Source organism: Streptomyces sp. NPDC111802, from assembly GCF_055634335.1.
The window spans coordinates 75,660-95,969 of the sequence record NZ_JBVKCZ010000002.1; the positions used below are offsets into that span (position 1 = coordinate 75,660).

Here is a 20,310-nt window from a genome sequence, read left to right on the forward strand (position 1 = left end):
TGTTCTACGGGGAGTCGGCCATCCGCCGCAATGAGGCCTTCTCCGTCAGCGCGAGTCTCTCAGGTTCGCCCTGTCCCCCATCACCACCACAGGATGCCGATCCGGATCGAGCGTGCGCAGCAGATACCCCATCGCCGATTCGGACACACTCACACAGGCCGACGTACCGCTGCCGTGGTCCATGTGCAACCAGATACCGCCCCCCTTGGCCTCACCCTGGGGACGGGTGGGGTCGTTGGGCGGGGTGCCCTTGACCCGGTTGTAGTCGATGGCGATGACGTAGTCGAAGTCGTGCCAGTACGGCTTCGCCCACCAGCGCGGCGCGGCGAACGCGGCCGACCGCGTGTAGGGCAGCTTGGAGCCGGGGTCCGTGAGCACCCCGCCCGCGTCGCTGAGCGTGAACACCCCTACCGGGCTGCGGTTGTCGCCCTCGTGGTGATCGGTCGTCCAGCCCTTCTTGCCGTTGTGCGCGGGCCAACCGCGGACGCGGTCCCAGGTGGAACCGTGCCTGGTGTAGAGCACGACGGTGGCGTCCGGCGAGTCCTCGCCGTCACCGTAGACCGCCACGACCTGGCCGGAGTCGGCGGGGATCCGTCGCTGCCAGCGGTCGCCGACATCCGGGATGCGGGTCGGATGCACGGCGGTGACCGAACGCCGAGGTGCGGGTTTGCCGGCGTCCGCCCCGCCGCCGGTCCGCGCGCCGTCGCACGCCGTCAGGGTTGTCAGGGTCGTCAGGGTCGTCAGAAGGGATCCGAGGGCCGCCTTTGCGGTCACCGCACGCCATGTTCCGCCGTTGCGCATCGCTCCATGGTCGCACCGCGTACCCGGCGGGGTCCGGAACTGTGCGGCCTCAACTGTGCGGCCTCGTGGAAAACCGTTTGCGTCCGGACACGCTGCGGCGCGAACCTATCACGGTTTGCTGCCGCCGTGCGTCGCCCGCTCCGCGCACCGGTTCACGACCAACTCCCCCCTACCTCCCCCCATTGACACGAGCCACTGGGACGTCATGCAGATTCACGACCTTCCGTATCCCGACCCAGGTGTGCCGGACGCGCGCTCAGGCCCCCGATTCCTGTGGTGGCTCTTCAGGAACCAGCTGGGCGGCCAACTCAAGGCCCTGGCCTGGGGGCTGCTGCACTTCCTGTCCGTCTCCGCGCTGCCGTTCTGCGTCGGTGTCGCCGTGCAGGCCGTCGTCGACCGCTCCGGCGAGCGGCTCGCCCTCGCGGGCGGTCTGCTGGTGCTGTGCTGCGCCGGGAACGCCATCGGCGAGACCTTCCTGCACCGCGCCGCAGTCACCAACTGGATCACCGCTGCCGCCCGCGTCCAGCAGGTGCTGGCCCGTAAGACCGCTCAACTGGGCTCGGCGCTGACCCGGCGCGTCGCGGCCGGTGAGGTCGTGGCCGTCTCCACCGGTGACGTCGAGAAGATCGGCTGGTTCGTCGAGGCCTGGTCCCGGTTCACCGCGGCGGCGGTCACCATCGTGCTGGTCTGCGTCGGACTGGTCGTCTACCAACCCGCGCTCGGAGTGGTCGTCGCCGTGGGCCTGCCCGTGCTGGCCCTCGCCGTGCTGCCGCTGCTGCCGCCCGCGACCCGGCGGGCCGACTTCCAGCGCGAGAAGGCCGGCCGGGCCACCGAGCTGGCCTCCGACACCGTCGCCGGCCTGCGCGTCCTGCGTGGCATCGGTGGCGAGGAACTCTTCCTCGACCGCTACCGCCGCGCTTCCCAGGAAGTACGCCACGCGGCCGTGCGCAGCGCCCGGATGTGGTCCCTGATCTCCGCGATCCAGGTGCTGCTGCCGGGGCTGCTGCTGATCGCGGTGGTCTGGCACGGCGTCCACCTGGCCCGCCAGGGCCGGGTGAGCGTCGGCGAACTGATCGCCGTCTACAGCTCGATCATGATCCTCACCTATCCGCTTCGGCACTTCGAAGAGATCGCGATGGCCTACTCCTTCTCGCGGCCCTCGGCCCGCCGCGCCGCGCGTGTGCTCGCCCTGGAGCGGGCCACCGACACCGGCGGGTCGCGCGACGGCACCGAGGTGCCCTCCGGGGATCTGTACGACCCGGCCACCGGACTGCTCGCCCCGGCCGGGCGGCTCACCGCCGTGGTGTGCGGCGACCCGGACGCGGCGGGGCGGCTGGCCGAACGGCTGGGCGGACACCCCTCCGAGGAGGGCACCTCGGTGCTCCTGGGCGGCGTCCCGCTCGACGAACTGCCCCTCGACAGCGCCCGTACGGCCGTCCTCGTGCAGGACAAGGATCCGGTGCTGCTCTCCGGCACGCTGCGCGAACTGCTCGACGTGCCCAAGTCGGGCGAGATCGGTGCCGAGGAGGCGCTGACCGCCGCGCAGTGCGCGGACGTGCTGGCCGCGCTGGTCCAGGGCTCGCTCGGCGCCGAGGACCCGATGGACGCCCGTATCACCGAGCGCGGCCGGTCCCTGTCCGGCGGCCAGCGCCAGCGCCTCGCGCTCGCCCGGTCGCTGATCACGGACCCGGAGGTGCTCGTCCTGGACGAGCCGACCTCGGCCGTCGACTCCCACACGGAGGCGCGGATCGCGCAGGGCGTGCGGGAGCTGCGGGCGGGTCGGACGACGGTGGTCTTCACCTCCTCGCCCCTGCTCCTGGACCGCGCCGACCGGGTCGTGCTCCTCCACGAGGGCGCGGTCGCGGCGGTCGGCGTCCACCGCGAGCTGGTGCACGCCGAACCGCGGTACCGGGCGGTGGTGACCCGGGAGACCGACGAGGAGGCACTGAACAAGGTGCGGGACGAAGAGGCAGGCGTCAGCGACGGGCCGGGCGAGGCGTCCGCCCTCAACGACGCACTGAAGGAAGACGTACTGAAGGAACTGGAAGAGATCGAGGAGTCGGCATGATCGGCGTCGCGCCACCGGCGTACGACCCGGCGGCCCCGACAACGGCGAACACCCTGCCGGTCGGTGCCCCCACGACCGTACGCACCTACGTGGTCGAGTTGTTCCGTCGCCACCGCATTGCCTTCCTGCTCCTCGTCGCCGTGAACACGGTCGCCGTGGTCGCCTCGATGGTGGGGCCCTGGCTGCTGGGCGCACTGGTGGAACGGGTGTCGGACGGGGTGGCCGAGCGTGAACTCCATCTGGAGCTCATCGTCGGGCTGTTCGTGGCCGCGCTCGTCGTCCAGGCCGTGTTCGTACGAGAGGTGCGGCTGCGCGGGGCGATGCTCGGCGAACGGATGCTGGCGGATCTGCGCGAGGACTTCCTCGTACGGTCGGTCGGGCTGCCGCCCGGCGTGCTGGAGCGGGCCGGCACGGGCGACCTGCTCTCCCGGATCACGACGGACATCGACCGGCTGGCCAACGCGATGCGCGAGGCGGTGCCCCAACTGGCGATCGGCGTGGTGTGGGCGGCCCTGTTGCTGGGCGGGCTCATCGTCACCGCGCCGCCGCTCGCGGCCGCCGTGCTGCTCGCCGTGCCGCTGCTGGTGGCCGGCTGCCGCTGGTACTTCAGGCGGGCGCCGGCCGCCTACCGCTCGGAGGCCGCCGGGTACGCCGCCGTGGCCGCCGCGCTCGCCGAGACCGTGGACGCCGGTCGCACCGTCGAGGCCCACCGCCTCGGCCGACGCCGGATCGAGATGTCGGAGCTGCGGATCAAGCAGTGGACGGCCTGGGAGCGCTACACGCTCTGGCTGCGGTCGGTGCTCTTCCCGGTCATCAACGTCACCCATGTGACCGTCCTCGCCTCCGTCCTGATGATCGGCGGGGTGTTCGTCCTCCAGGGCTGGATCGGGGTCGGCCAGCTGACGACGGGCGCACTCATCGCGCAGATGCTGGTCGACCCGGTGGGGCTGATCCTGCGCTGGTACGACGAGCTCCAGGTGGCCCAGGTGTCGCTGGCCCGGCTGGTCGGCGTCCGGGACATCGAACCGGACGCCGGGGACGCGCGGCTCGCGCCCGACGGCCGTGACGTGCACGCCGACCGGGTGCAATTCGGCTACGTCGAAGGCGTGGACGTGCTGCGCAAGGTCTCCCTGGAGGTCGCACCCGGCACCCGGCTGGCCCTCGTCGGCCCCTCCGGCGCCGGCAAGTCGACCCTGGGCCGGCTGCTCGCCGGCATCTACGCACCCCGGGACGGCCGGATCACCCTCGGCGGCGCCGAACTGTCCCGGATGACCGCGGAGCGGGTCCGCTCGCATGTGGCCCTGGTCAACCAGGAGCACCACGTGTTCGTCGGCTCCCTGCGCGACAACCTTCTGCTGGCCCGCACCGACGCGACCGACGCCGAGCTGTGGGCGGCGCTGGGCGCGGTCGACGCGGACGCCTGGGCCCGCGCGCTCGATGAGGGCCTGGACACCGAGGTCGGCTCGGGCGGCTTCGCGCTCACTCCGGCCCAGGCCCAGCAGATCGCCCTGGCCCGCCTGGTACTGGCCGACCCGCACACGCTGGTCCTGGACGAGGCGACGTCCCTGCTCGACCCACGCGCCGCACGCCATCTGGAACGCTCCCTGGCCCGCGTCCTGGACGGCCGCACGGTCGTCGCCATCGCCCACCGCCTCCACACCGCCCACGACGCGGATGTCATCGCCGTCGTGGAGAACGGCCGGATCAGCGAACTGGGCAGCCATGAGGAACTGGTCAGGGCGGACGGGGCCTATGCGGCGTTGTGGCGGTCGTGGCATGGGTGAGCGGGGGTGAGGGCCGCGGTTCGTCGAGGTCGGCGGGGGTGGGGCTTGGGTTGCTGGTTGGGCTGCCGGGGCTGAGCGGGCTGGGGGTGCGGCTTGGCCTGCCGGGGACGGCAGGACTGGGGGCGCGACGTGGCCCGCCGGGGACGGCGGGACAGGGGCGTGGCTTGGCCAGCCGGGGGCGAGAGGGCCAGTGGTGGCTCGGGCCGGGAAGGCTGACGGCGAGGGCGGGGGCGTCGCGAGACCGGAACCAGAGGGGCTTCCTGCCAGGACGAGAGCCTCGGCCGAACGGGCCGGTAACCCGGTCGGCCGAGGCCGGGAACCCCGGCGCCCCTCGGACCGGTGTTCGAACCAGCGTGGCGTCGTGACCGGGGACGCTGTTCAGCGTGGCTGGAGAGCGGGCACGGCGTGAGCCAGTCAGCGCGTCCCCGGCCGGCCACCCGAGGCGAGCCCGGCGTGAGCGGGGCGGCGCGTCCCTGGCCGGCATCGCGAGGCAGGCCCAGCACGGACCAGGCAACGCGTCCCCAGCCGGCAACCCGAGGCTGGCCCAGCACAAGCCAGGCAACGCATCCCCGGCCGGCAACCCGACACAGACCCAGCACCGGCCAGGCAACGCACCCCCGGCCGACATCCCGACACAGGCCCAGCCGCCCGCACCCGGCAGGACGGCATAGAACCGGCCATGGAACCGGCCTCGACGGATCCGGAGAGCTCGCCCCTGCCCGTGCCGTTGCGCCGGGGTGAAAAGGGGTGGAAGGCTGGATAGCGGCACCGGTTCGGGGAGCACCCGGGAACCTCATGGTTCGCGCCGGGTGCGGCCTGTGCCCCGCGCCGCGGCGGCCTGCCGCCGGCCGCGGTGGGTTCGGGCCCGTCCGCACCACCTGGAGGTAGCCGTGAACAGCGCCGACGGATGGGGTGACGACGTCTACCAGCCCGACGCATCCGATCAACGCGAGGACACGGGGCTGCTGGACGTCGAGGACACCCTGGAGAACGACGGCGTCGACGACCCCCTGGACCGGGGCTGGTCCCCTCCGGAGCGACCGTGGGCGGTGGAACACACCGGTGTCACGGCCGCCGAGCGTCACCAGGGCGAGACCCTCGACCAGCGACTCGCCGAGGAGCTGCCCGACCAGCCCGCGCCCGACGGCGACGGCATCGGCGACGCCGAGGGCACCGACGGGGAACTCCTCGACGACGAGGTCGGCGCCATGCGCTCCGGCCGCCTCGTGGCACCCGACGAGGGCGCTCACGAGGACGAGGAGAGCGCGCTCGTCGCGACGGACGTGGGCATCGACGGCGCGGCGGCGTCCGCCGAGGAGGCCGCCATGCACATCGTCGACGAGGACGCCTTGAACGGCTGACGCCCGTGCCCCTCGTGCAGCTGACGTCCGTGAACGCCCTGCGACCGACGTCCGCCGCCGTACCGCAGTCCCCGTCCCGTCGGCCCGACCGTTGGGTCCCACGCCGTCGGCCTTGCCGACGCCGCCACCCGAGGAGTTCGCATGCAGCAGGACAAGCACCCCGACTACCACCCGGTCGTCTTCCGCGACCGCGCCGCAGGCTACGCCTTCCTGACCCGGTCCACCGCCACCAGCGATCAGACGATCGACTGGGACGACGGCGAGACCTACCCGGTCGTGGAGGTCGAGATCTCCTCCGAGAGCCACCCCTTCTACACCGGCAAGGCCCGGACCGTGGACTCGGAGGGCCGCGTCGCCGCATTCGAGCGACGCTACGGCGGTGGCACGGGACAGGGCGGCTGATCCCGGACGGCCGGGGGTGAGCGCACCGCAGGTCCATGGTGCGCGGCTGCCCGGCCCCGCAGGTCCGTCACCGGGGGCGTGTCCTGCCTGCGCCCACCCGCTCAGATCACGTTGAGCGCCGCCGCGCAGCCCACTCCGCCGAGCAGCATGAACGCCGGCATCAGCACCTTCAGCTCGACCCAGCTGCCGGCCCGGAACCGCATGGCCTTGGGCGGACCGATCGGGTACCAGCGCTTGCGGCCCACCGGGATCGGCCACAGGATCGGGCAGCCGGAAACCGTCAGCGCGTCCCCGATGTCGTGCACCAGCGCGCCCAGCACGATCGGGAGCCCCAGCCACAGATACTCCTGGCCCGGCGCCGTGAACAGCCAGTCCGCGCCGTTGCCCGGCTTGTCCAGGACCCCGGCGAGGATCCACGCGCTGGTCGCGGCCAGCAGCCAGACCAGGACATCGGCGCTGGAGCCCCGGGTCGCGCGCCACAGCAGGCCCTCGATCGCCAGCACCATGTGCACGAACAGGATCGCCAGCACCGCCCAGCGGCCGCCGGTGATCGCCAGCACGGAGGCGCCCGCTCCGATCAGGGCCGCCCACAGCCAGGTGTGGGTGAGCGTGCGATGCCCACCGGAGCGGCGCGGATCGCCCTGCTTCTTCGTCGCCTTGTAGACGGCGTACGACAGCTTGTCGACGATCTCGCACAGCCAGCGCGACAGCGGACCGAAGGCCCGCGAGATCGTGGCGGCCTTGTGATCGAGGTCCGGGGCGAGTGCGGCACCGGCGCAGATCAGCGCGCCGGAGAGAAGCACGGGCCAGGGCATCCCGTGCCCGGCCGCCGCGGCGGCCGCTCCGACGCCGAGCCAGGCGGCGGCGCCCGACAGTGAGTGTGCTGGTCCCATCATGGCCGGTGTCCGCCCCATTCCTCGTGTGCCACTGTCCAGTTGACCTGGTTCGCTGACGTGTTGTCGGCGACACAGCGTAGCGTTCACGATCTTCGTGCTCGCAGCCGATTCCCCTATGGGGGAGGAGGGCAGGCAAGATGGTGGGGTGACCCTCATCGATCAGCTGCCGCCGACCGCCGACCCCGACGCCCTCTACGAAGCCTTCGAGTCGTGGGCCGAGGAGCGTGGGCTCACGCTCTACCCCCACCAGGAGGAGGCGCTGATCGAGGTGGTCTCCGGTGCGAACGTGATCGTGTCGACGCCCACCGGCTCCGGCAAGAGCATGATCGCCGCGGGCGCCCACTTCGCCGCGCTGGCCCGGGACGAGGTCACCTTCTACACCGCTCCGATCAAGGCGCTCGTCTCGGAGAAGTTCTTCGAGCTGTGCAAGATCTTCGGCACCGAGAACGTGGGCATGTTGACCGGCGACGCATCCGTCAACGCCGACGCACCGGTCATCTGCTGCACCGCCGAGGTGCTCGCGTCGATCGCGCTGCGCGACGGCAAGCAGGCGGACGTGGGCCAGGTCGTCATGGACGAGTTCCACTTCTACGCGGAGGGGGACCGCGGCTGGGCCTGGCAGATCCCGATCCTGGAACTGCCGCAGGCGCAGTTCATCCTGATGTCGGCCACCCTCGGCGATGTCTCGATGTTCGAGAAGGACCTCACCCGGCGCACCGGCCGCCCGACGTCGGTGGTCCGCTCGGCGACCCGCCCCGTGCCGCTGTCCTACGAGTACAAGTTCACCCCGCTCACCGAGACCCTGACCGAACTGCTGGAGACCAAGCAGGCGCCGGTCTACATCGTGCACTTCACGCAGGCGCAGGCCGTGGAGCGGGCACAGGCGCTGATGAGCATCAACATGTGCTCGCGCGAGGAGAAGGACCAGATCGCCGAGCTGATCGGCAACTTCCGCTTCACCACCAAGTTCGGCCGCAACCTCTCGCGTTATGTCCGGCACGGCATCGGTGTCCATCACGCCGGGATGCTGCCGAAGTACCGGCGCCTCGTGGAGAAGCTCGCGCAGGCCGGTCTGCTGAAGGTCATCTGCGGCACGGACACGCTCGGTGTGGGGGTCAACGTCCCCATCCGCACGGTGCTGTTCACGGCTCTCACCAAGTACGACGGCAGCCGCGTGCGCACCTTGCGCGCCCGTGAGTTCCACCAGATCGCCGGCCGTGCCGGGCGGGCCGGTTTCGACACGGCGGGCTTCGTCGTCGCCCAGGCGCCCGAGCATGTCATCGAGAACGAGAAGGCGCTCGCGAAGGCGGGCGACGACCCGAAGAAGCGCCGCAAGGTCGTCCGCAAGAAGGCTCCCGAGGGCTTCGTCGCCTGGACGGAGAACACCTTCGAGAAGCTCATCGCCTCCGAGCCCGAGCCGTTGACGTCCCGTTTCCGGGTGACGCACACCATGCTGCTGTCGGTGATCGCCCGGCCGGGCAACGCCTTCGAGGCGATGCGGCATCTGCTGGAGGACAACCACGAGCCGCGCAAACAGCAGTTGCGGCACATCCGGCGGGCCATCGCGATCTACCGCTCGCTGCTGGACGGAGGCATCGTCGAGAAGCTCGACGAACCGGACGCCAGCGGCCGCATCGTCCGCCTCACGGTCGATCTCCAGCAGGACTTCGCCCTCAACCAGCCGCTGTCCACGTTCGCGCTTGCCGCATTCGAGCTGCTGGACCCGGAGTCGCCGTCCTACGCCCTGGACATGGTGTCCGTCGTCGAGTCCACCCTGGACGACCCGCGGCAGATCCTCGTCGCCCAGCAGAACAAGGCGAAGGGCGAGGCCGTAGCCGCGATGAAGGCGGACGGCGTCGAGTACGAGGAGCGCATGGAGCGCCTCCAGGACATCACGTACCCGAAGCCCTTGGAGGAACTGCTCTTCCACGCGTACAACACGTACCGCAAGAGCCACCCCTGGGTCGGCGACCATCCGCTGTCGCCGAAGTCCGTGATCCGGGACATGTACGAACGGGCGATGTCCTTCACGGAGTTGGTGTCCTTCTACGAGCTGGCCCGCACCGAGGGCATCGTGCTGCGCTACCTCGCCGGCGCTTTCAAGACCCTCGACCACAACATCCCGGACGACCTGAAGTCCGAGGACCTGCAGGACCTGATCGAGTGGCTCGGCGAGATGGTGCGCCAGGTCGACTCCAGCCTGCTCGACGAGTGGGAACAGCTCGCCAACCCGGAGGAGATGACCGCCGAGGAGGCCCAGGAGAAGGCCGACGAGGTCAAACCGGTCACCACCAACGCGCGTGCCTTCCGCGTACTCGTCCGCAACGCCATGTTCCGTCGCGTCGAACTCGCCGCGCTCGACCATGTCGAGGAGCTGGGCGAGATGGACGCCGACGCCGGCTGGGACGCCGAGGCCTGGGGCGAGGCGATGGACAAGTACTGGGACGAGTACGACGACCTCGGTACCGGTCCGGACGCGCGCGGCCCCAAGCTCCTGGTGATCGAGGAGGAGCCGGCGAATCGGCTGTGGCGGGTCCGTCAGATCTTTGACGACCCCAACGACGACCATGACTGGGGCATCAGCGCGGAGATCGACCTCACCGCATCCGACGCGGAGGGCCGAGCCGTGGTCCGCGTCACCGACGTAGGCCAGCTCTGAGCACAGGAGACTCCCACTCATGACGACCAACCCGGCCGAGCGGCTCGTCGACCTGCTCGACCTGGAGCAGATCGAGGTGAACATCTTCCGGGGCCGCAGCCCGCAGGAGTCCTTGCAGCGGGTCTTCGGCGGCCAGGTGGCCGGCCAGGCGCTGGTCGCCGCCGCACGCACCACGGACGGCGACCGCCCGGTGCACTCGCTGCACGCGTACTTCCTGCGTCCGGGGCGGCCCGGCGTGTCGATCGTGTACCAGGTCGAACGGGTGCGGGACGGCAGGTCGTTCACGACCCGGCGGGTCACCGCCGTGCAGCAGGGACGCACGATCTTCAATCTCACCGCCTCCTTTCACAAGCCTGAGCAAGGGAGCTTCGAGCACCAGCTGCCGCCGGCCCGCAAGGTCCCGGACCCGGAGTCGCTGCCGACGGTCAGCGACGAGATCCGTGAGCATCTGGGTAGGCTGCCCGAGCAGTTGGAGCGGATGGCCCGGCGTCAGCCCTTCGACATCCGCTATGTCGACCGGCTGCGCTGGACCAAGGAGGACGTCAAAGACGCCGAGCCGCGCAGCGCGGTGTGGATGCGTGCGGTCGGACCGCTGGGCGACGATCCGGTCGTGCACACCTGCGCGCTGACCTACGCCAGCGACATGACCCTCCTGGACGCCGTCCGCATCCCCGTCGAACCTCTTTGGGGCCCACGCAGCTTCGACATCGCGTCGCTGGACCACGCCATGTGGTTCCATCGGCCGTTTCGCGCGGACGAGTGGTTCCTGTACGACCAGGAGTCGCCGATCGCGACGGGTGGCCGGGGCCTCGCCCGTGGACGGATCTACGACCTGGAGGGACGCCTGCTGGTGTCCGTCGTCCAGGAGGGACTGTTCAGAGCGCTGTAGCCCGTGGAGTTCTGCGCCGGAGCCAACTCAGCAGGCCGCGCGGTGGTTCCGGCTCCTCGGGCCGGGGCGAGCCGAGCTGCCTTGGATGCGCGGGCACCGGGGCCCGTTCCCCCGTGGGACGCGGCGCGGGCCGTGCCTGGCGTGCCTCGTCCAGAACCGCCGTCAGGTCGGCCCGCAGCAGTCCGATCTCGTCCGGGTCGTCGGCCGTCATGATCCTCTCGGAGATGAGCGCGAAGGGCGAACCCGGTGTACCGGATGCCGGCGGCCCCGGCCGGAAGCGGTTCAGATGGGAGCGCTCATAGGGGTCCGGGACGATCTCCGCGATCTGGACGGGATCGAGGAACGCGGCCAGTGCCCCGGCACGCTCCCATGGGTCCTCGGCCAGTCGCAGCAGGAATCCACGATGGCGTCCACGCCAGTTGCGTGGACGTAGATCCACGCCCGCGTCCAGCATGGCGCGCAGTCCTTCGGGCATACGGCGGTCGTTCAGCAGTGGGGCGTTCTTCTCGTCCATGGCGAACCGCTTCAACTCCTCGGCCAGATACAGCCAGACCACGGCTCGATAGCGGTTCAGATAGAAGGTGACCGGCACCACCAGGCCCAGACGGGCGAGACGCGTGAACCTGCCGGCGGGCACGCCCATGACGTCCGCACCCTGCGTCGTACCGACGGCCTTCACACGGTCCAGCAACGCGTCCGGGAAGCCCTCCCCCGAAGTCAGCCGGTGGATCTCGGACCGTGGGATGCGGCGGCCTCCGCCTCCCTCGTCGGGCACGGTCCGGATGAGCCCGAGGTGAAGGGCGAGATCCAACTCGCCTCGCTTCAGCCCCAGTTCCCGTGCCGCGCGACTCGGCGTGCAGACAGGGCGGTGCATTGGCGTGATGGTGTCGCCTGACATGGTCGATCTCCCCCGTGCGGTCAGTGGCTCACGCTCCGTGCGCTCGCCGTGACAAAAACCGTAGCCGGTTCGCCTGATCTTCGGGCGGGCCTGTGGATAACTCCACGGGAGAGGGCGAATGAGCAGGTCAGAGGTCTGTGAGCGGTGCCCGTTCGGGGTTTCGGGGGTCCACGTCGAGGTGCTCACCGACCCGGTTGACCAGCAGGGTCATCTCGTATCCGATCTGGCCGATGTCGGCTTCCGCGCCGCTGAGGACGCACAGACAACTCCCGGTGCCCGCCGCGGTGACGAACAGTACGGCGTCGTCGAACTCGACCATCGTCTGACGCACTCGGCCCGCGCCGAAGTGCCGTCCCGAGCCCTTGGCCAGGCTGTGCAGTCCGGACGAGACGGCGGCGAGATGCTCGGCGTCCTCGCGTCGCAGTCCCGTACTCGCACCGGTCACCAGACCGTCGTTGGACAGCACCAGCGCGTGTCGCACATGATCGACGCGCTCGGTCAGGTCGTCCAGCAGCCAGTCAAGCCCCTGGTTCTGCGCCATGATGCGGTCTCCCCGTGTAGATGTCTCCCCCGGCGGCGGAGGATCTCTTTGCCAGCCTTCCCGACAATCCGGCCCGTGGGCAAGGAGGATGGGGGCATGGCGAAGAAGATGACCGATGAGGAATGGCGGGAGTTCGTCTCGCACGGCACAAGGACCGGAAAGCTTTCGACGGTGCGCGCCGACGGCAGTCCGCATGTGGCGCCGATCTGGTTCGTACTCGACGGCGAGGACCTGATCTTCAACACCGGCAAGTCGAGCGTGAAGGGCCGCAATCTGGCCCGCGACGGCCGGGTCGCGCTGTGCGTGGACGACGACCGGCCGCCGTACTCCTTCGTGGTGCTCCAGGGCCGGGCCCGGCTCTCGGAGGATCTTGAGGAGCTGAGGCACTGGGCGGGTCGGATCGGGGCGCGGTACATGGGCGAGGAGCGCGCGGAGGAGTTCGGGAAACGCAACGGCGTCCCGGGTGAACTCCTCGTCCGCGTCACGATCGACAAGGTGCTGGCGGAGCAGGACGTCGCCGACTGACGGCGGGCGCGAAGGCCGGTCGGCGCCCCGAGGCCGACCGGCCTTCGCCGGTCAGCCGACCGAGTTGAGCAGCCGGGCGGTGTGCATCCGCCCTGCGTACTCGACGAGTCGGATCAGCACCTCCTTCCCCGAGTCGCGGTCCCGAGCGTCACAGAGCACGACCGGGGTTCCGCCGTCCAGGTCGAGGGCGCGTGAGACGTCCTGAGCGCCGTATGTCCGGGCGCCCGTGAAGCAGTTGACGGCGACGACGAAGGGGATGTGCCGGTGCTCGAAGTAGTCCACGGCGGGGAAGCAGTCCTCCAGGCGCCGGGTGTCCGCCAGGACCACTGCGCCCAGGGCTCCCTGTGACAACTCGTCCCACAGGAACCAGAAGCGGTCCTGCCCCGGGGTGCCGAAGAGGTACAGGGACAGGCCGGACCGGATGGTGATGCGTCCGAAGTCCATGGCGACGGTCGTGGTGACCTTCTGATCCACACCGTCGGTGTCGTCCACCAACTGACCGGCCTGGCTGAGCAGTTCCTCGGTGCGCAGCGGCTTGATCTCACTGACCGCGCCCACCAGGGTGGTCTTGCCCACGCCGAATCCGCCGGCGACCAGTATCTTCAGCGCCAGCGCGGCGGTCTCGCCGTCGGTGGCGTCGGAAGCGTCGGAGTGCTCGGAGACCATCGATCACTTCTCTCGGGAGTGCCGGCATCGGTCGACGTCGGTGTGCGAGTCAGCATCATGGCAACTGCGGCCGCGTTTCGCGGGATTGGACCGCTTTTTGCCCGATGCGACCGTCTCTTTCCTGTTCTGACATCTCATCTACAGCGCTCGCAATCCTTCGATCACCTCGCGCAGGATCCGCTCGTCGGGAAGCTGTGCGGGGGGTACCGGACGGCTGACGGTGACGTGCCCACGTTCCAGGAGGTCGCCGAGGAGCACCCTGACGACCCCCACGGGCAGGTCGGCGCCCGCGGCGAGTTCGGCGACCGACTGCGTCTCGGGCCGGCACAGCTCGATCAGGGCCCGGTGTTCCGGCCCGAGCGCGCGGTCGTCGTCGGCTCCTGATGCGGAGGCGGACAGCGTGACAAGGGCGATCAGATCGAAACGTATGCCGGTGGGGCCGGGTTTGGTGCGTCCGCCGGTCATGGCGTACGGGCGGACCAGGGGCCCGGCCTCGCCGTCGTACCACTGGCTGCCCTGCTCGCGCGGGGCGCCCGTCGTCTCGTCGGTCATGTGCGCGCGCCGCCTCTCCGGCTCATCCCGCGGCGGGCGGCCGCGCTGCGGCGCGTGGGGGCGTGTAGAGATGCTCGCCGACCCGCTTGACCAGTCGCGCCATCTCGTACGCCACCAGCCCGATGTCGGCGGTCACGGCGGTGAGCAGGGCGAGACAGGAGCCGTCACCCGCGGCCGCCACGAACAGGAAGGCGTCGTCCATCTCCACCATGGTCTGGCGCACCCCACCGGCACCGAAGTGCCGGCCCGCGCCCTTGGCCAGGCTGTGGAAGCCGGAGGCGACCGCGGCGAGGTGCTCGGCGTCCTCGCGGCGAAGGTCCGTGGACGCCCCCACGGCGAGCCCGTCGTTGGACAGCACCACGGCGTGCCGTACCTCGCTCACACGCAGCACCAAGTCGTCCAGCAGCCAGTCGAGTTCGCCGGACCGCTGGGCGGCTCTCATGCTCGGATCCTGGATCATGCGGGGTCTCCTTCGCTGCTGTCGCCGCGCGGTGGGATGTCGGGGGTGGCCGAGCGGCCGGGCTGCCTGCCGCCGCCGCGCGCCCAGCCGTCGCGGTAGGCCGCCATGCGGTCCCTGACGAGTTCGGGGGTGCGCTGGTCGTCGTTCGAGGGGGTCGCCCCTGCCGATTCCTCGGGGCGTCCCTCGCGCAGTTGGGGGGCGAGGCTCGCCTGCCGCACACGGCGTGGGAGGTCGTCGGAGGTCTCGGAGTCTTCCGGTGGGCGGTGCAGTCTCAAGGTGGTGACTCCGGGAGGTGGGGTGTGGTTCGTGGGCTGCGTCGCGGTCGGTGCCGGGGCCACCAGGGCGGGCCGGTCGGCGGCCGCGTGGACGGGCTCCTGGAGCCGTTCGGTGGCGGGCACGCGCGCGTGCTCGCGTTCCGCGGGCCACGAGGCGTCCGCCGTGACACCGGGGGAACGTTCCGCCAACGCGCTGTGCAGCAGGGCCGTGGGCAGCAGGACGACCGCGGTCGTGCCGCCGTAGGGCGAGGTGCGCAGGTGCACCTTGATGCCGTGCCGGGAGGCGAGCCTGCTGACCACGAAGAGGCCCAGTCGGTCGCTGTCGAACAGGTCGAGCGCCTCGGACTGTTCGATGCGCCGGTTGGCCTCGGCCAGGGTCTCCTTGCCCATGCCGAGGCCGCGGTCCTCGACCTCGACGGCATATCCGTTGCCCACGGGCTCGCCGGTGATGCGCACGCGCGTGTGCGGAGGCGAGAACTGGGCGGCGTTCTCGACGAGTTCCGCCAGGAGGTGCGTGACGTCGGCGACGGCAGCCCCGATGACGGACGCCTCCGGGAGCCGGCGGACCTCCACGCGCGCGTAGTCCTCGACTTCCGAGACGGCCGCGCGGACCACGTCGGTGAGGGAGACCGGCATCCGCCAGGCGCGTCCGGGCGCCGCTCCGGAGAGGATGATCAGGCTCTCCGCGTGCCGTCGCATGCGGGTGGTGAGGTGGTCGAGCCGGAAGAGGTCGCTCAGCTCGTTCGGGTCGTCGGAACGCCGCTCCATGCTGTCCAGCAGGCTCAGTTGACGGTGCACGAGCACCTGGCTGCGGCGGGCGAGGTTGACGAAGACGCCGGAGATGCCGCTGGCGAGCTCGGCGCGCTCCACGGCGGCCCTGAGCGCGGCGCGGTGGACGGTGCCCAGGGCCTCGCCGACCTGACCGGTCTCGTCCTCCGCGGGCGGTCCGGGCGGGGCCTCGGCCCGGATGTCGATCTCCTCGCCGGCACGCAGCTTCCGCATCGCTTCGGGGAGTTTGTGCCGGGCGATGTCGAGCGCGCTGTTGCGCAGGCTGACCAGCTCGACGACGAGACCACGGCCGATGCGTACGGAGATCACGAGTGAGGCGGCGACGGCGACGAGCCCGAGGAGCACGGCGGCGCCGGCCGGGGTGAGCAGTCCACGGGCGAACGGGTCGGCACGATCGGCGACATCGCGCCCGGCGTCCTGCGCGATCGTCCGCATTCCGTCCTGCACGCGCGCGTGTGCCTTGCTCCAGGAGCCCTCAGCCGCCGTGTCGGCGGCCTGGGCACCCGGTGCGCTGGCGAGGACCCTGTCCTCGGCGGCCACCACGGTCGCGTAGTCGCTGCCGTCCGTGAGCCGCTGCCAGGCCGCGCCCTCCTGTCCGCGCAGGTCGGCCACGGCGAACTCGGTGAGGGTACGGCGGGTGTCGACGGCGCCGGTGAACAGGCGCAGCCGCACTCCGTCGAGGCGCCCCGCGAGACGCGCGCTGTCCAGCACCACGTCCTCCTGGGCCAACGCCTCTCCCGCGCGGGCGAATTCGAGCAGTACGCGCGCGTCGGAGCCGAGCTCTGCGTCCTGGATGCCGGTGAGCGCGCCGTCCACCGAGAACGCGGTCGCGATGGTCCGCGTGTACCGCCCGTAGGCCACGTCCCAGCCCGAACGGCGGTCGAGAACGTCACTGCGTACCGTGCTCAGCTGCTCCGTGCCGCTGACGAACGCCTCCAGGCGCCGGGCCACTCCGGCAGGGAATTCCCCGCTGTCGGCGACCGTGGTGTTCTCGCCCAGCCGCAGCCGCGCCACCGCCCTGTCCGTGGCCTGCGCGCGCTTCCTCAAGTCGTCCCCGCGCGCGGCCGACGGGTCGGTCGCGAAGCGCACCGCGGCCCCGCGTTCGTCCTGGAGCGCGGCCACTGCGGCCGCGACGGGTGTCCTGATCTCGGAGTCGACCTGCTGCAACTGGCGCAGCCGGGAGACGTCCTGCGCGGTGGTGACCGTGGCGTAGCCCCACAGGGCCAGCAGCGAGACGACGGGCACCATCAGCAGGCAGATGATCTTGGCGCGGACTGTGCGCGGCCGTATGTGCCGGCGCACCGCGGGCGTGGGTGGATCGTCCGGCTCCCTGCCCGCGGGCTCGTCCGAGCCTTCGTCGGCCGGGGGCCCGGCATGGGCGCGGCGGCCGCGCATCGGAGGCGGGGACGGCGTGTCGGCGCCGGCTGCGGTGGTCCTACGGGGTGGGCGCATGGCCTCCTCGCTCGGAAGTGGTTCGGGGCGTGCTTCCCGGCCCTCGCCGGTCCGGTCCTGCGGCTAGCCGGGGACGCTCTCTGCCGACCTCTTGGCCGCCACGGACTCCTCGCGCTCCTCTGTCGTGGGCGACAGCGCTACGAAGGCGGAGGTCAGGAAGAGGTAGGACCCGAGGCCGACGGCGAGGGGGAAGATGAACTGCATCGCCGTGGCCCCGGGCAGGATCTGGTCGGCGGGTGTGACGTCGACGCCGACCGCGAACATGCCGGTGTAGTGCATGCTGCTGACCGCCGCACCCATGATCAGCGAGGCGATGGTGACGGCGACGGGCGACTTGATGTTGAGCGCCGCCCACAGGGCCGCCGTCGCCGCGACGACGGCGATCAGTACGGAGAGTCCGACGAGCAGCGGGTCGTAGGTGACGTCGCCGTGGAGTCGCACGGCGGCCATGCCCAGGTAGTGCATGCTCGCGACGCCGAGCCCGGTGGTGAGTCCGCCCAGGAAGAGCGCGCGCGTGCGGTCACGGCCGTATCCGACGGCGAAGACGCCGGCGCAAACGACGATCATGGCGACGAGGAGGCTCAGGATGGTGAGCGGCACGTCGTAGCGGATGTCGGTGCCACTGACGCTGAAGCCCAGCATGGCCACGAAGTGCATGGTCCAGATGCCGGTGCCGATCGCCGAGGCGGCGGTGACGAGCCAGTTGCGACGCGACCGGCCGGTGGCGTCGAGGGCGCGGACGGTGCAGCGCAGGCCGAGCGCGGCGCCTGTGCAGGCCATCACGTACGACAGCACGGGGGTCAGCCAGCCGAGGGCGGCGTGGTCCAGGTGTCCCATGGCCCCGGGACGCTAGCCGGAGCAAGGGCGCACGAAGGGGGCGCATTTCGAAAGCTGTTGGAATATGACGTGGATATGCACCGGAACGACCGCCTCACGCTCGAACGTGTGCACAGCGGCGTCATCCGTGCCGGTGAGGGATCATGCGGAGCATGAGCGACGACCACACACATGTGCAGGAGTTCTTCACCGCCCGCGCCGACGACTGGGACCGCAAGTTCCCCGACGACGGGCCCGCCTACGCTGCCGCGGTCGCCGAGCTCGGCCTGCGCGAGGGGGCTCGGGTGCTCGACGCGGGATGCGGCACCGGCCGCGCCCTGCCGCCGCTGCGTGCCGCCGTGGGGCCCTCGGGAGCGGTCCTGGGGGCCGATCTGACCCCGGCCATGCTGGAAGCCGCCGTACGGGCCGGACGGGACGAGGACGGGCAGTTGCTGCTCGCCGACGTGGCCACGCTGCCGCTGCGGTCGGAGTCGCTCGACGCCGTGTTCGCGGCCGGCCTCATCGCGCATCTGGCGCATCCCGCCGAGAACCTGCGGGAGTTGGCCCGCGTGGTGCGCCCCGGTGGCACGCTCGCGCTGTTCCACCCGATCGGCAGGGCGGCGCTCGCGGCGCGCCAGGGCCGGCAGATCACCCCGGACGACCTGCGGGCCGAGCCCAACCTCCGGCCGCTGCCGGCCGGTTCCGGATGGCGCATGACGTCGTACGTCGACGAGGACGACCGCTTCCTGGCGCTCGCTGTACGGGAGACCTGACGGCTCAGGCCTGTCCGGCGACGACCGCGGCGAAGGCGTCAGGGTTGTCGAGCATCACGCTGTGGCCGACGCCGGGCACGGTGAGCCAGGATCATCGAGGGCCAGGGCCGGGGGCCCTTCACCGCGTCGTCGCCCTTCTGCCGCCGGGACTCCAACTCTACGTTGATTAGCAGAAGATGAGCGATCAACCAGGACAGCCGCAGAGGGGGAAGGTGGTCAGTATGTGGGGCAGGGTGAGCAAGTCGTGTGCGAGGTTCCTCCGCGCCTTTCGCACGGAGCCGGACACCGGCGGGGAGCGGCGCACACACAATCTGTTCGAAGCCGCCGCCGTGTATGTGTCGGCCTGCGCGGAGGACGACCAGGACCAGATCGACGAGGCGACCGGCTGGGTGTCCCCGGAGGCACTGTCGTTCGGGGTGAGCGAGCTGGCGTGCCGCGCCGTCATCGCGCTCGCCCGGGAGCGCGACGAGTCGCCGCAGAGCGTGGCCCGGTCCCTGCTCGGGCTCCCGGCGGCCTGACAGTGTTGGCAAAATCGCGGTCGATTCGCCCCGTCCGGCCGGAAAGCTGCAGCTCGGGTACGTCTGGGAGTCGTGACAAGCGGCTTCCGGTCGCACTAGGGTGCGCGCCGATGGACGAACCGATGGGGAGGCTGGGATGGCCGGGACGGACGAGGAGGCCGTCGCCGCCGCGGACGATGCGCTTTACGTGCTCACGGCGGTGTTGCTGACGCCGGCGAAGTATCCGAGCGTGCTGGGCGACGACTATCCGGAGGCCTGCGCGTCGCTCGGCCTCGCGCCGCTCGCCGACGGCTACGGCCTGGTGCTCGGACAGGACGGCGACGGCGCCCGGTGGACGGTCGTCATCGACGACGTCTCGCTGGTGGCCGTCGCCATCGCGTCCTGGGACTGCGGCATGGAGTACGACCTGTCACCCGACGAGCGTACGGTCGTGGTCGCCCTGCCCGGGTGGCCGCTGGCGGTCGCCGTCGCCGCCCCCAATGTGCCCGCACCGCACGACCCCGACCCCGAGGTCGCGGACGGCCCGCCGCTGACCCCGCCGGACACGAGCGTGTGGGGTCCGGCGCAGCGACGCCTGGGCGCGGACGAGATCGCCCTGCAATGGGCGATGTGGCGGGAGCAGGTCGACGACGCCGCTTTCGCGACGTCGGGCGGCACGTCGGAGGCCGCCGAGGGTGCGGACGCGAGCGAGGGCGAGGGCGACAAGGCCGCGAACGCCGAGAAGGGCGAGGAGGCCGAGAGCCAGGGCCGTCGCAGCGGCATCCGGCGGGTCCTCGCGGAGGCTCGCGCGTACGTGGACTCCCCGCCGCCCCTCGGCCGCGTCCGCTCCTCCTTCGCCCCGGGCGACGCACGAACCCTGCGCGCTGACGGCCCCGGCTGGTCACTGGTCGCCAGGACGGACGACATCGCGTTCGTGCTCATGGACGACGAACCCGGCGAGGTCCTGCCGGTGGGCCGTGGACCGGAGCTGCCGGGGCTGCTGGAAGCGCTCGACAAGATGGCCGTACGCCCGATCTGAGCCGCGCTGAGGGCGGCGCGTCGGCGCGCCCGCAGGTGAGCTCCCGGCACGGCAGCACTGCCGGGAGCGCGACGCGACGCGCCTCGATTCCAGGGCCAGCGGGCTCACGGCGGTGTCACTGCCGGCCTCCTCCAGGCAGCCCTGTCCCGAGGCCCTATCTCACGGCG

Annotated in this window: 19 protein-coding genes; 10 read left to right on the plus strand and 9 right to left on the minus strand. The window is 71.2% G+C overall.

Features of this window, described 5'->3' with window-relative positions; genetic code table 11:
- Positions 1 to 45: 45 nt before the first annotated feature.
- Positions 46 to 801: a hypothetical protein gene (locus ACZ7NC_RS02040; protein WP_471484091.1), complete on the minus strand. Its 756-nt coding sequence runs from the start codon at positions 799 to 801 to the stop codon at positions 46 to 48.
- Between the two features lie 205 nt (positions 802 to 1,006).
- On the opposite strand from ACZ7NC_RS02040, the gene ACZ7NC_RS02045 reads away from it, so the two are divergent.
- The 4 genes from ACZ7NC_RS02045 to ACZ7NC_RS02060 all read left to right on the plus strand — a co-directional run bounded on the left by ACZ7NC_RS02045 (position 1,007) and on the right by ACZ7NC_RS02060 (position 6,416).
- Entirely contained in the window at positions 1,007 to 2,869 is a 1,863-nt protein-coding gene (locus ACZ7NC_RS02045; protein ID WP_471484093.1) for an ABC transporter transmembrane domain-containing protein, read from the plus strand.
- The gene (locus ACZ7NC_RS02050; protein ID WP_471484094.1) at positions 2,866 to 4,653 is read left to right on the plus strand and encodes an ABC transporter ATP-binding protein; all 1,788 of its coding nucleotides are present in this window, start codon (positions 2,866 to 2,868) and stop codon (positions 4,651 to 4,653) included. Before ACZ7NC_RS02045 ends, ACZ7NC_RS02050 begins: the two co-directional genes overlap by 4 nt.
- Positions 4,654 to 5,543: 890 nt before the next feature.
- Positions 5,544 to 6,014: a DUF5709 domain-containing protein gene (locus tag ACZ7NC_RS02055; RefSeq protein ID WP_471484095.1), complete on the plus strand. Its 471-nt coding sequence runs from the start codon at positions 5,544 to 5,546 to the stop codon at positions 6,012 to 6,014.
- Between the two features lie 141 nt (positions 6,015 to 6,155).
- Complete coding sequence (locus ACZ7NC_RS02060; protein WP_471484096.1) at positions 6,156 to 6,416, plus strand: type B 50S ribosomal protein L31; 261 nt, start codon at positions 6,156 to 6,158, stop codon at positions 6,414 to 6,416.
- A gap of 101 nt (positions 6,417 to 6,517) precedes the next feature.
- On the opposite strand, the gene ACZ7NC_RS02065 is transcribed toward ACZ7NC_RS02060, so the two are convergent.
- On the minus strand, positions 6,518 to 7,312 hold the full coding sequence (locus tag ACZ7NC_RS02065; RefSeq protein ID WP_471484097.1) for a metal-dependent hydrolase: 795 nt from the start codon (positions 7,310 to 7,312) through the stop codon (positions 6,518 to 6,520).
- A gap of 145 nt (positions 7,313 to 7,457) precedes the next feature.
- Between ACZ7NC_RS02065 and ACZ7NC_RS02070 the strand changes: the two genes are divergently transcribed.
- Both ACZ7NC_RS02070 and ACZ7NC_RS02075 read left to right on the plus strand, forming a co-directional pair.
- A complete protein-coding gene (locus ACZ7NC_RS02070; RefSeq protein ID WP_471484098.1) occupies positions 7,458 to 9,971 on the plus strand; it encodes a DEAD/DEAH box helicase in 2,514 nt (837 codons plus the stop codon).
- 19 nt (positions 9,972 to 9,990) lie between these two features.
- Positions 9,991 to 10,860: an acyl-CoA thioesterase gene (locus tag ACZ7NC_RS02075; protein ID WP_471484099.1), complete on the plus strand. Its 870-nt coding sequence runs from the start codon at positions 9,991 to 9,993 to the stop codon at positions 10,858 to 10,860.
- Here the strand turns inward: ACZ7NC_RS02075 and ACZ7NC_RS02080 are convergent.
- Together ACZ7NC_RS02080 and ACZ7NC_RS02085 are read right to left on the minus strand one after the other, a co-directional pair.
- Positions 10,847 to 11,758: a DUF6397 family protein gene (locus ACZ7NC_RS02080; RefSeq protein WP_471484101.1), complete on the minus strand. Its 912-nt coding sequence runs from the start codon at positions 11,756 to 11,758 to the stop codon at positions 10,847 to 10,849. The two genes, ACZ7NC_RS02075 and ACZ7NC_RS02080, sit on opposite strands and share 14 nt — an antisense overlap.
- 127 nt (positions 11,759 to 11,885) lie before the next feature.
- A complete protein-coding gene (locus tag ACZ7NC_RS02085) occupies positions 11,886 to 12,299 on the minus strand; it encodes a roadblock/LC7 domain-containing protein (RefSeq protein WP_471484102.1) in 414 nt (137 codons plus the stop codon).
- A 96-nt stretch (positions 12,300 to 12,395) separates the two neighbouring features.
- On the opposite strand from ACZ7NC_RS02085, the gene ACZ7NC_RS02090 reads away from it, so the two are divergent.
- On the plus strand, positions 12,396 to 12,824 hold the full coding sequence (locus ACZ7NC_RS02090; protein ID WP_471484104.1) for a PPOX class F420-dependent oxidoreductase: 429 nt from the start codon (positions 12,396 to 12,398) through the stop codon (positions 12,822 to 12,824).
- Between the two features lie 51 nt (positions 12,825 to 12,875).
- Here the strand turns inward: ACZ7NC_RS02090 and ACZ7NC_RS02095 are convergent, their stop codons facing one another.
- From ACZ7NC_RS02095 to ACZ7NC_RS02115, 5 genes are all read right to left on the minus strand, one after another.
- The gene (locus ACZ7NC_RS02095; protein WP_471484106.1) at positions 12,876 to 13,490 is read right to left on the minus strand and encodes a GTP-binding protein; all 615 of its coding nucleotides are present in this window, start codon (positions 13,488 to 13,490) and stop codon (positions 12,876 to 12,878) included.
- A 138-nt stretch (positions 13,491 to 13,628) separates the two neighbouring features.
- The gene (locus ACZ7NC_RS02100) at positions 13,629 to 14,042 is read right to left on the minus strand and encodes a DUF742 domain-containing protein (protein WP_471484108.1); all 414 of its coding nucleotides are present in this window, start codon (positions 14,040 to 14,042) and stop codon (positions 13,629 to 13,631) included.
- Between the two features lie 22 nt (positions 14,043 to 14,064).
- Positions 14,065 to 14,502 (minus strand): roadblock/LC7 domain-containing protein, encoded by a 438-nt coding sequence (locus tag ACZ7NC_RS02105; RefSeq protein WP_471484110.1) that lies wholly within the window; start codon positions 14,500 to 14,502, stop codon positions 14,065 to 14,067.
- Positions 14,499 to 17,018, minus strand: coding sequence for a sensor histidine kinase (locus tag ACZ7NC_RS02110; RefSeq protein ID WP_471484112.1), 2,520 nt, complete (start codon positions 17,016 to 17,018; stop codon positions 14,499 to 14,501). Before ACZ7NC_RS02110 ends, ACZ7NC_RS02105 begins: the two co-directional genes overlap by 4 nt.
- 63 nt (positions 17,019 to 17,081) lie before the next feature.
- Entirely contained in the window at positions 17,082 to 17,855 is a 774-nt protein-coding gene (locus ACZ7NC_RS02115; RefSeq protein ID WP_471484114.1) for an MHYT domain-containing protein, read from the minus strand.
- 152 nt (positions 17,856 to 18,007) lie between these two features.
- On the opposite strand from ACZ7NC_RS02115, the gene ACZ7NC_RS02120 reads away from it, so the two are divergent.
- From ACZ7NC_RS02120 to ACZ7NC_RS02130, 3 genes are all read left to right on the plus strand, one after another.
- Positions 18,008 to 18,607 carry a class I SAM-dependent methyltransferase gene (locus tag ACZ7NC_RS02120; protein WP_471484116.1) on the plus strand — a complete coding sequence of 200 codons (600 nt, stop codon included), beginning with the start codon at positions 18,008 to 18,010 and terminating at the stop codon, positions 18,605 to 18,607.
- 221 nt (positions 18,608 to 18,828) lie between these two features.
- Positions 18,829 to 19,125 (plus strand): hypothetical protein, encoded by a 297-nt coding sequence (locus ACZ7NC_RS02125; protein ID WP_471484117.1) that lies wholly within the window; start codon positions 18,829 to 18,831, stop codon positions 19,123 to 19,125.
- A gap of 136 nt (positions 19,126 to 19,261) precedes the next feature.
- Positions 19,262 to 20,143, plus strand: coding sequence for a hypothetical protein (locus tag ACZ7NC_RS02130; protein ID WP_471484119.1), 882 nt, complete (start codon positions 19,262 to 19,264; stop codon positions 20,141 to 20,143).
- Positions 20,144 to 20,310: the final 167 nt, after the last annotated feature.

Bases quoted from the DNA above. Each gene is read 5' to 3' on its own strand.
- ACZ7NC_RS02040 (WP_471484091.1), bottom strand. From the start codon at position 801: ATGCGCAACGGCGGAACATGGCGTGCGGTGACCGCAAAGGCGGCCCTC.
- ACZ7NC_RS02045 (WP_471484093.1), top strand. From the start codon at position 1,007: ATGCAGATTCACGACCTTCCGTATCCCGACCCAGGTGTGCCGGACGCG.
- ACZ7NC_RS02050 (WP_471484094.1), top strand. From the start codon at position 2,866: ATGATCGGCGTCGCGCCACCGGCGTACGACCCGGCGGCCCCGACAACG.
- ACZ7NC_RS02060 (WP_471484096.1), top strand. From the start codon at position 6,156: ATGCAGCAGGACAAGCACCCCGACTACCACCCGGTCGTCTTCCGCGAC.
- ACZ7NC_RS02065 (WP_471484097.1), bottom strand. From the start codon at position 7,312: ATGATGGGACCAGCACACTCACTGTCGGGCGCCGCCGCCTGGCTCGGC.
- ACZ7NC_RS02075 (WP_471484099.1), top strand. From the start codon at position 9,991: ATGACGACCAACCCGGCCGAGCGGCTCGTCGACCTGCTCGACCTGGAG.
- ACZ7NC_RS02080 (WP_471484101.1), bottom strand. From the start codon at position 11,758: ATGTCAGGCGACACCATCACGCCAATGCACCGCCCTGTCTGCACGCCG.
- ACZ7NC_RS02085 (WP_471484102.1), bottom strand. From the start codon at position 12,299: ATGGCGCAGAACCAGGGGCTTGACTGGCTGCTGGACGACCTGACCGAG.
- ACZ7NC_RS02090 (WP_471484104.1), top strand. From the start codon at position 12,396: ATGGCGAAGAAGATGACCGATGAGGAATGGCGGGAGTTCGTCTCGCAC.
- ACZ7NC_RS02095 (WP_471484106.1), bottom strand. From the start codon at position 13,490: ATGGTCTCCGAGCACTCCGACGCTTCCGACGCCACCGACGGCGAGACC.
- ACZ7NC_RS02100 (WP_471484108.1), bottom strand. From the start codon at position 14,042: ATGACCGACGAGACGACGGGCGCCCCGCGCGAGCAGGGCAGCCAGTGG.
- ACZ7NC_RS02105 (WP_471484110.1), bottom strand. From the start codon at position 14,502: ATGATCCAGGATCCGAGCATGAGAGCCGCCCAGCGGTCCGGCGAACTC.
- ACZ7NC_RS02110 (WP_471484112.1), bottom strand. From the start codon at position 17,018: ATGCGCCCACCCCGTAGGACCACCGCAGCCGGCGCCGACACGCCGTCC.
- ACZ7NC_RS02115 (WP_471484114.1), bottom strand. From the start codon at position 17,855: ATGGGACACCTGGACCACGCCGCCCTCGGCTGGCTGACCCCCGTGCTG.
- ACZ7NC_RS02120 (WP_471484116.1), top strand. From the start codon at position 18,008: ATGAGCGACGACCACACACATGTGCAGGAGTTCTTCACCGCCCGCGCC.
- ACZ7NC_RS02125 (WP_471484117.1), top strand. From the start codon at position 18,829: ATGTGGGGCAGGGTGAGCAAGTCGTGTGCGAGGTTCCTCCGCGCCTTT.
- ACZ7NC_RS02130 (WP_471484119.1), top strand. From the start codon at position 19,262: ATGGCCGGGACGGACGAGGAGGCCGTCGCCGCCGCGGACGATGCGCTT.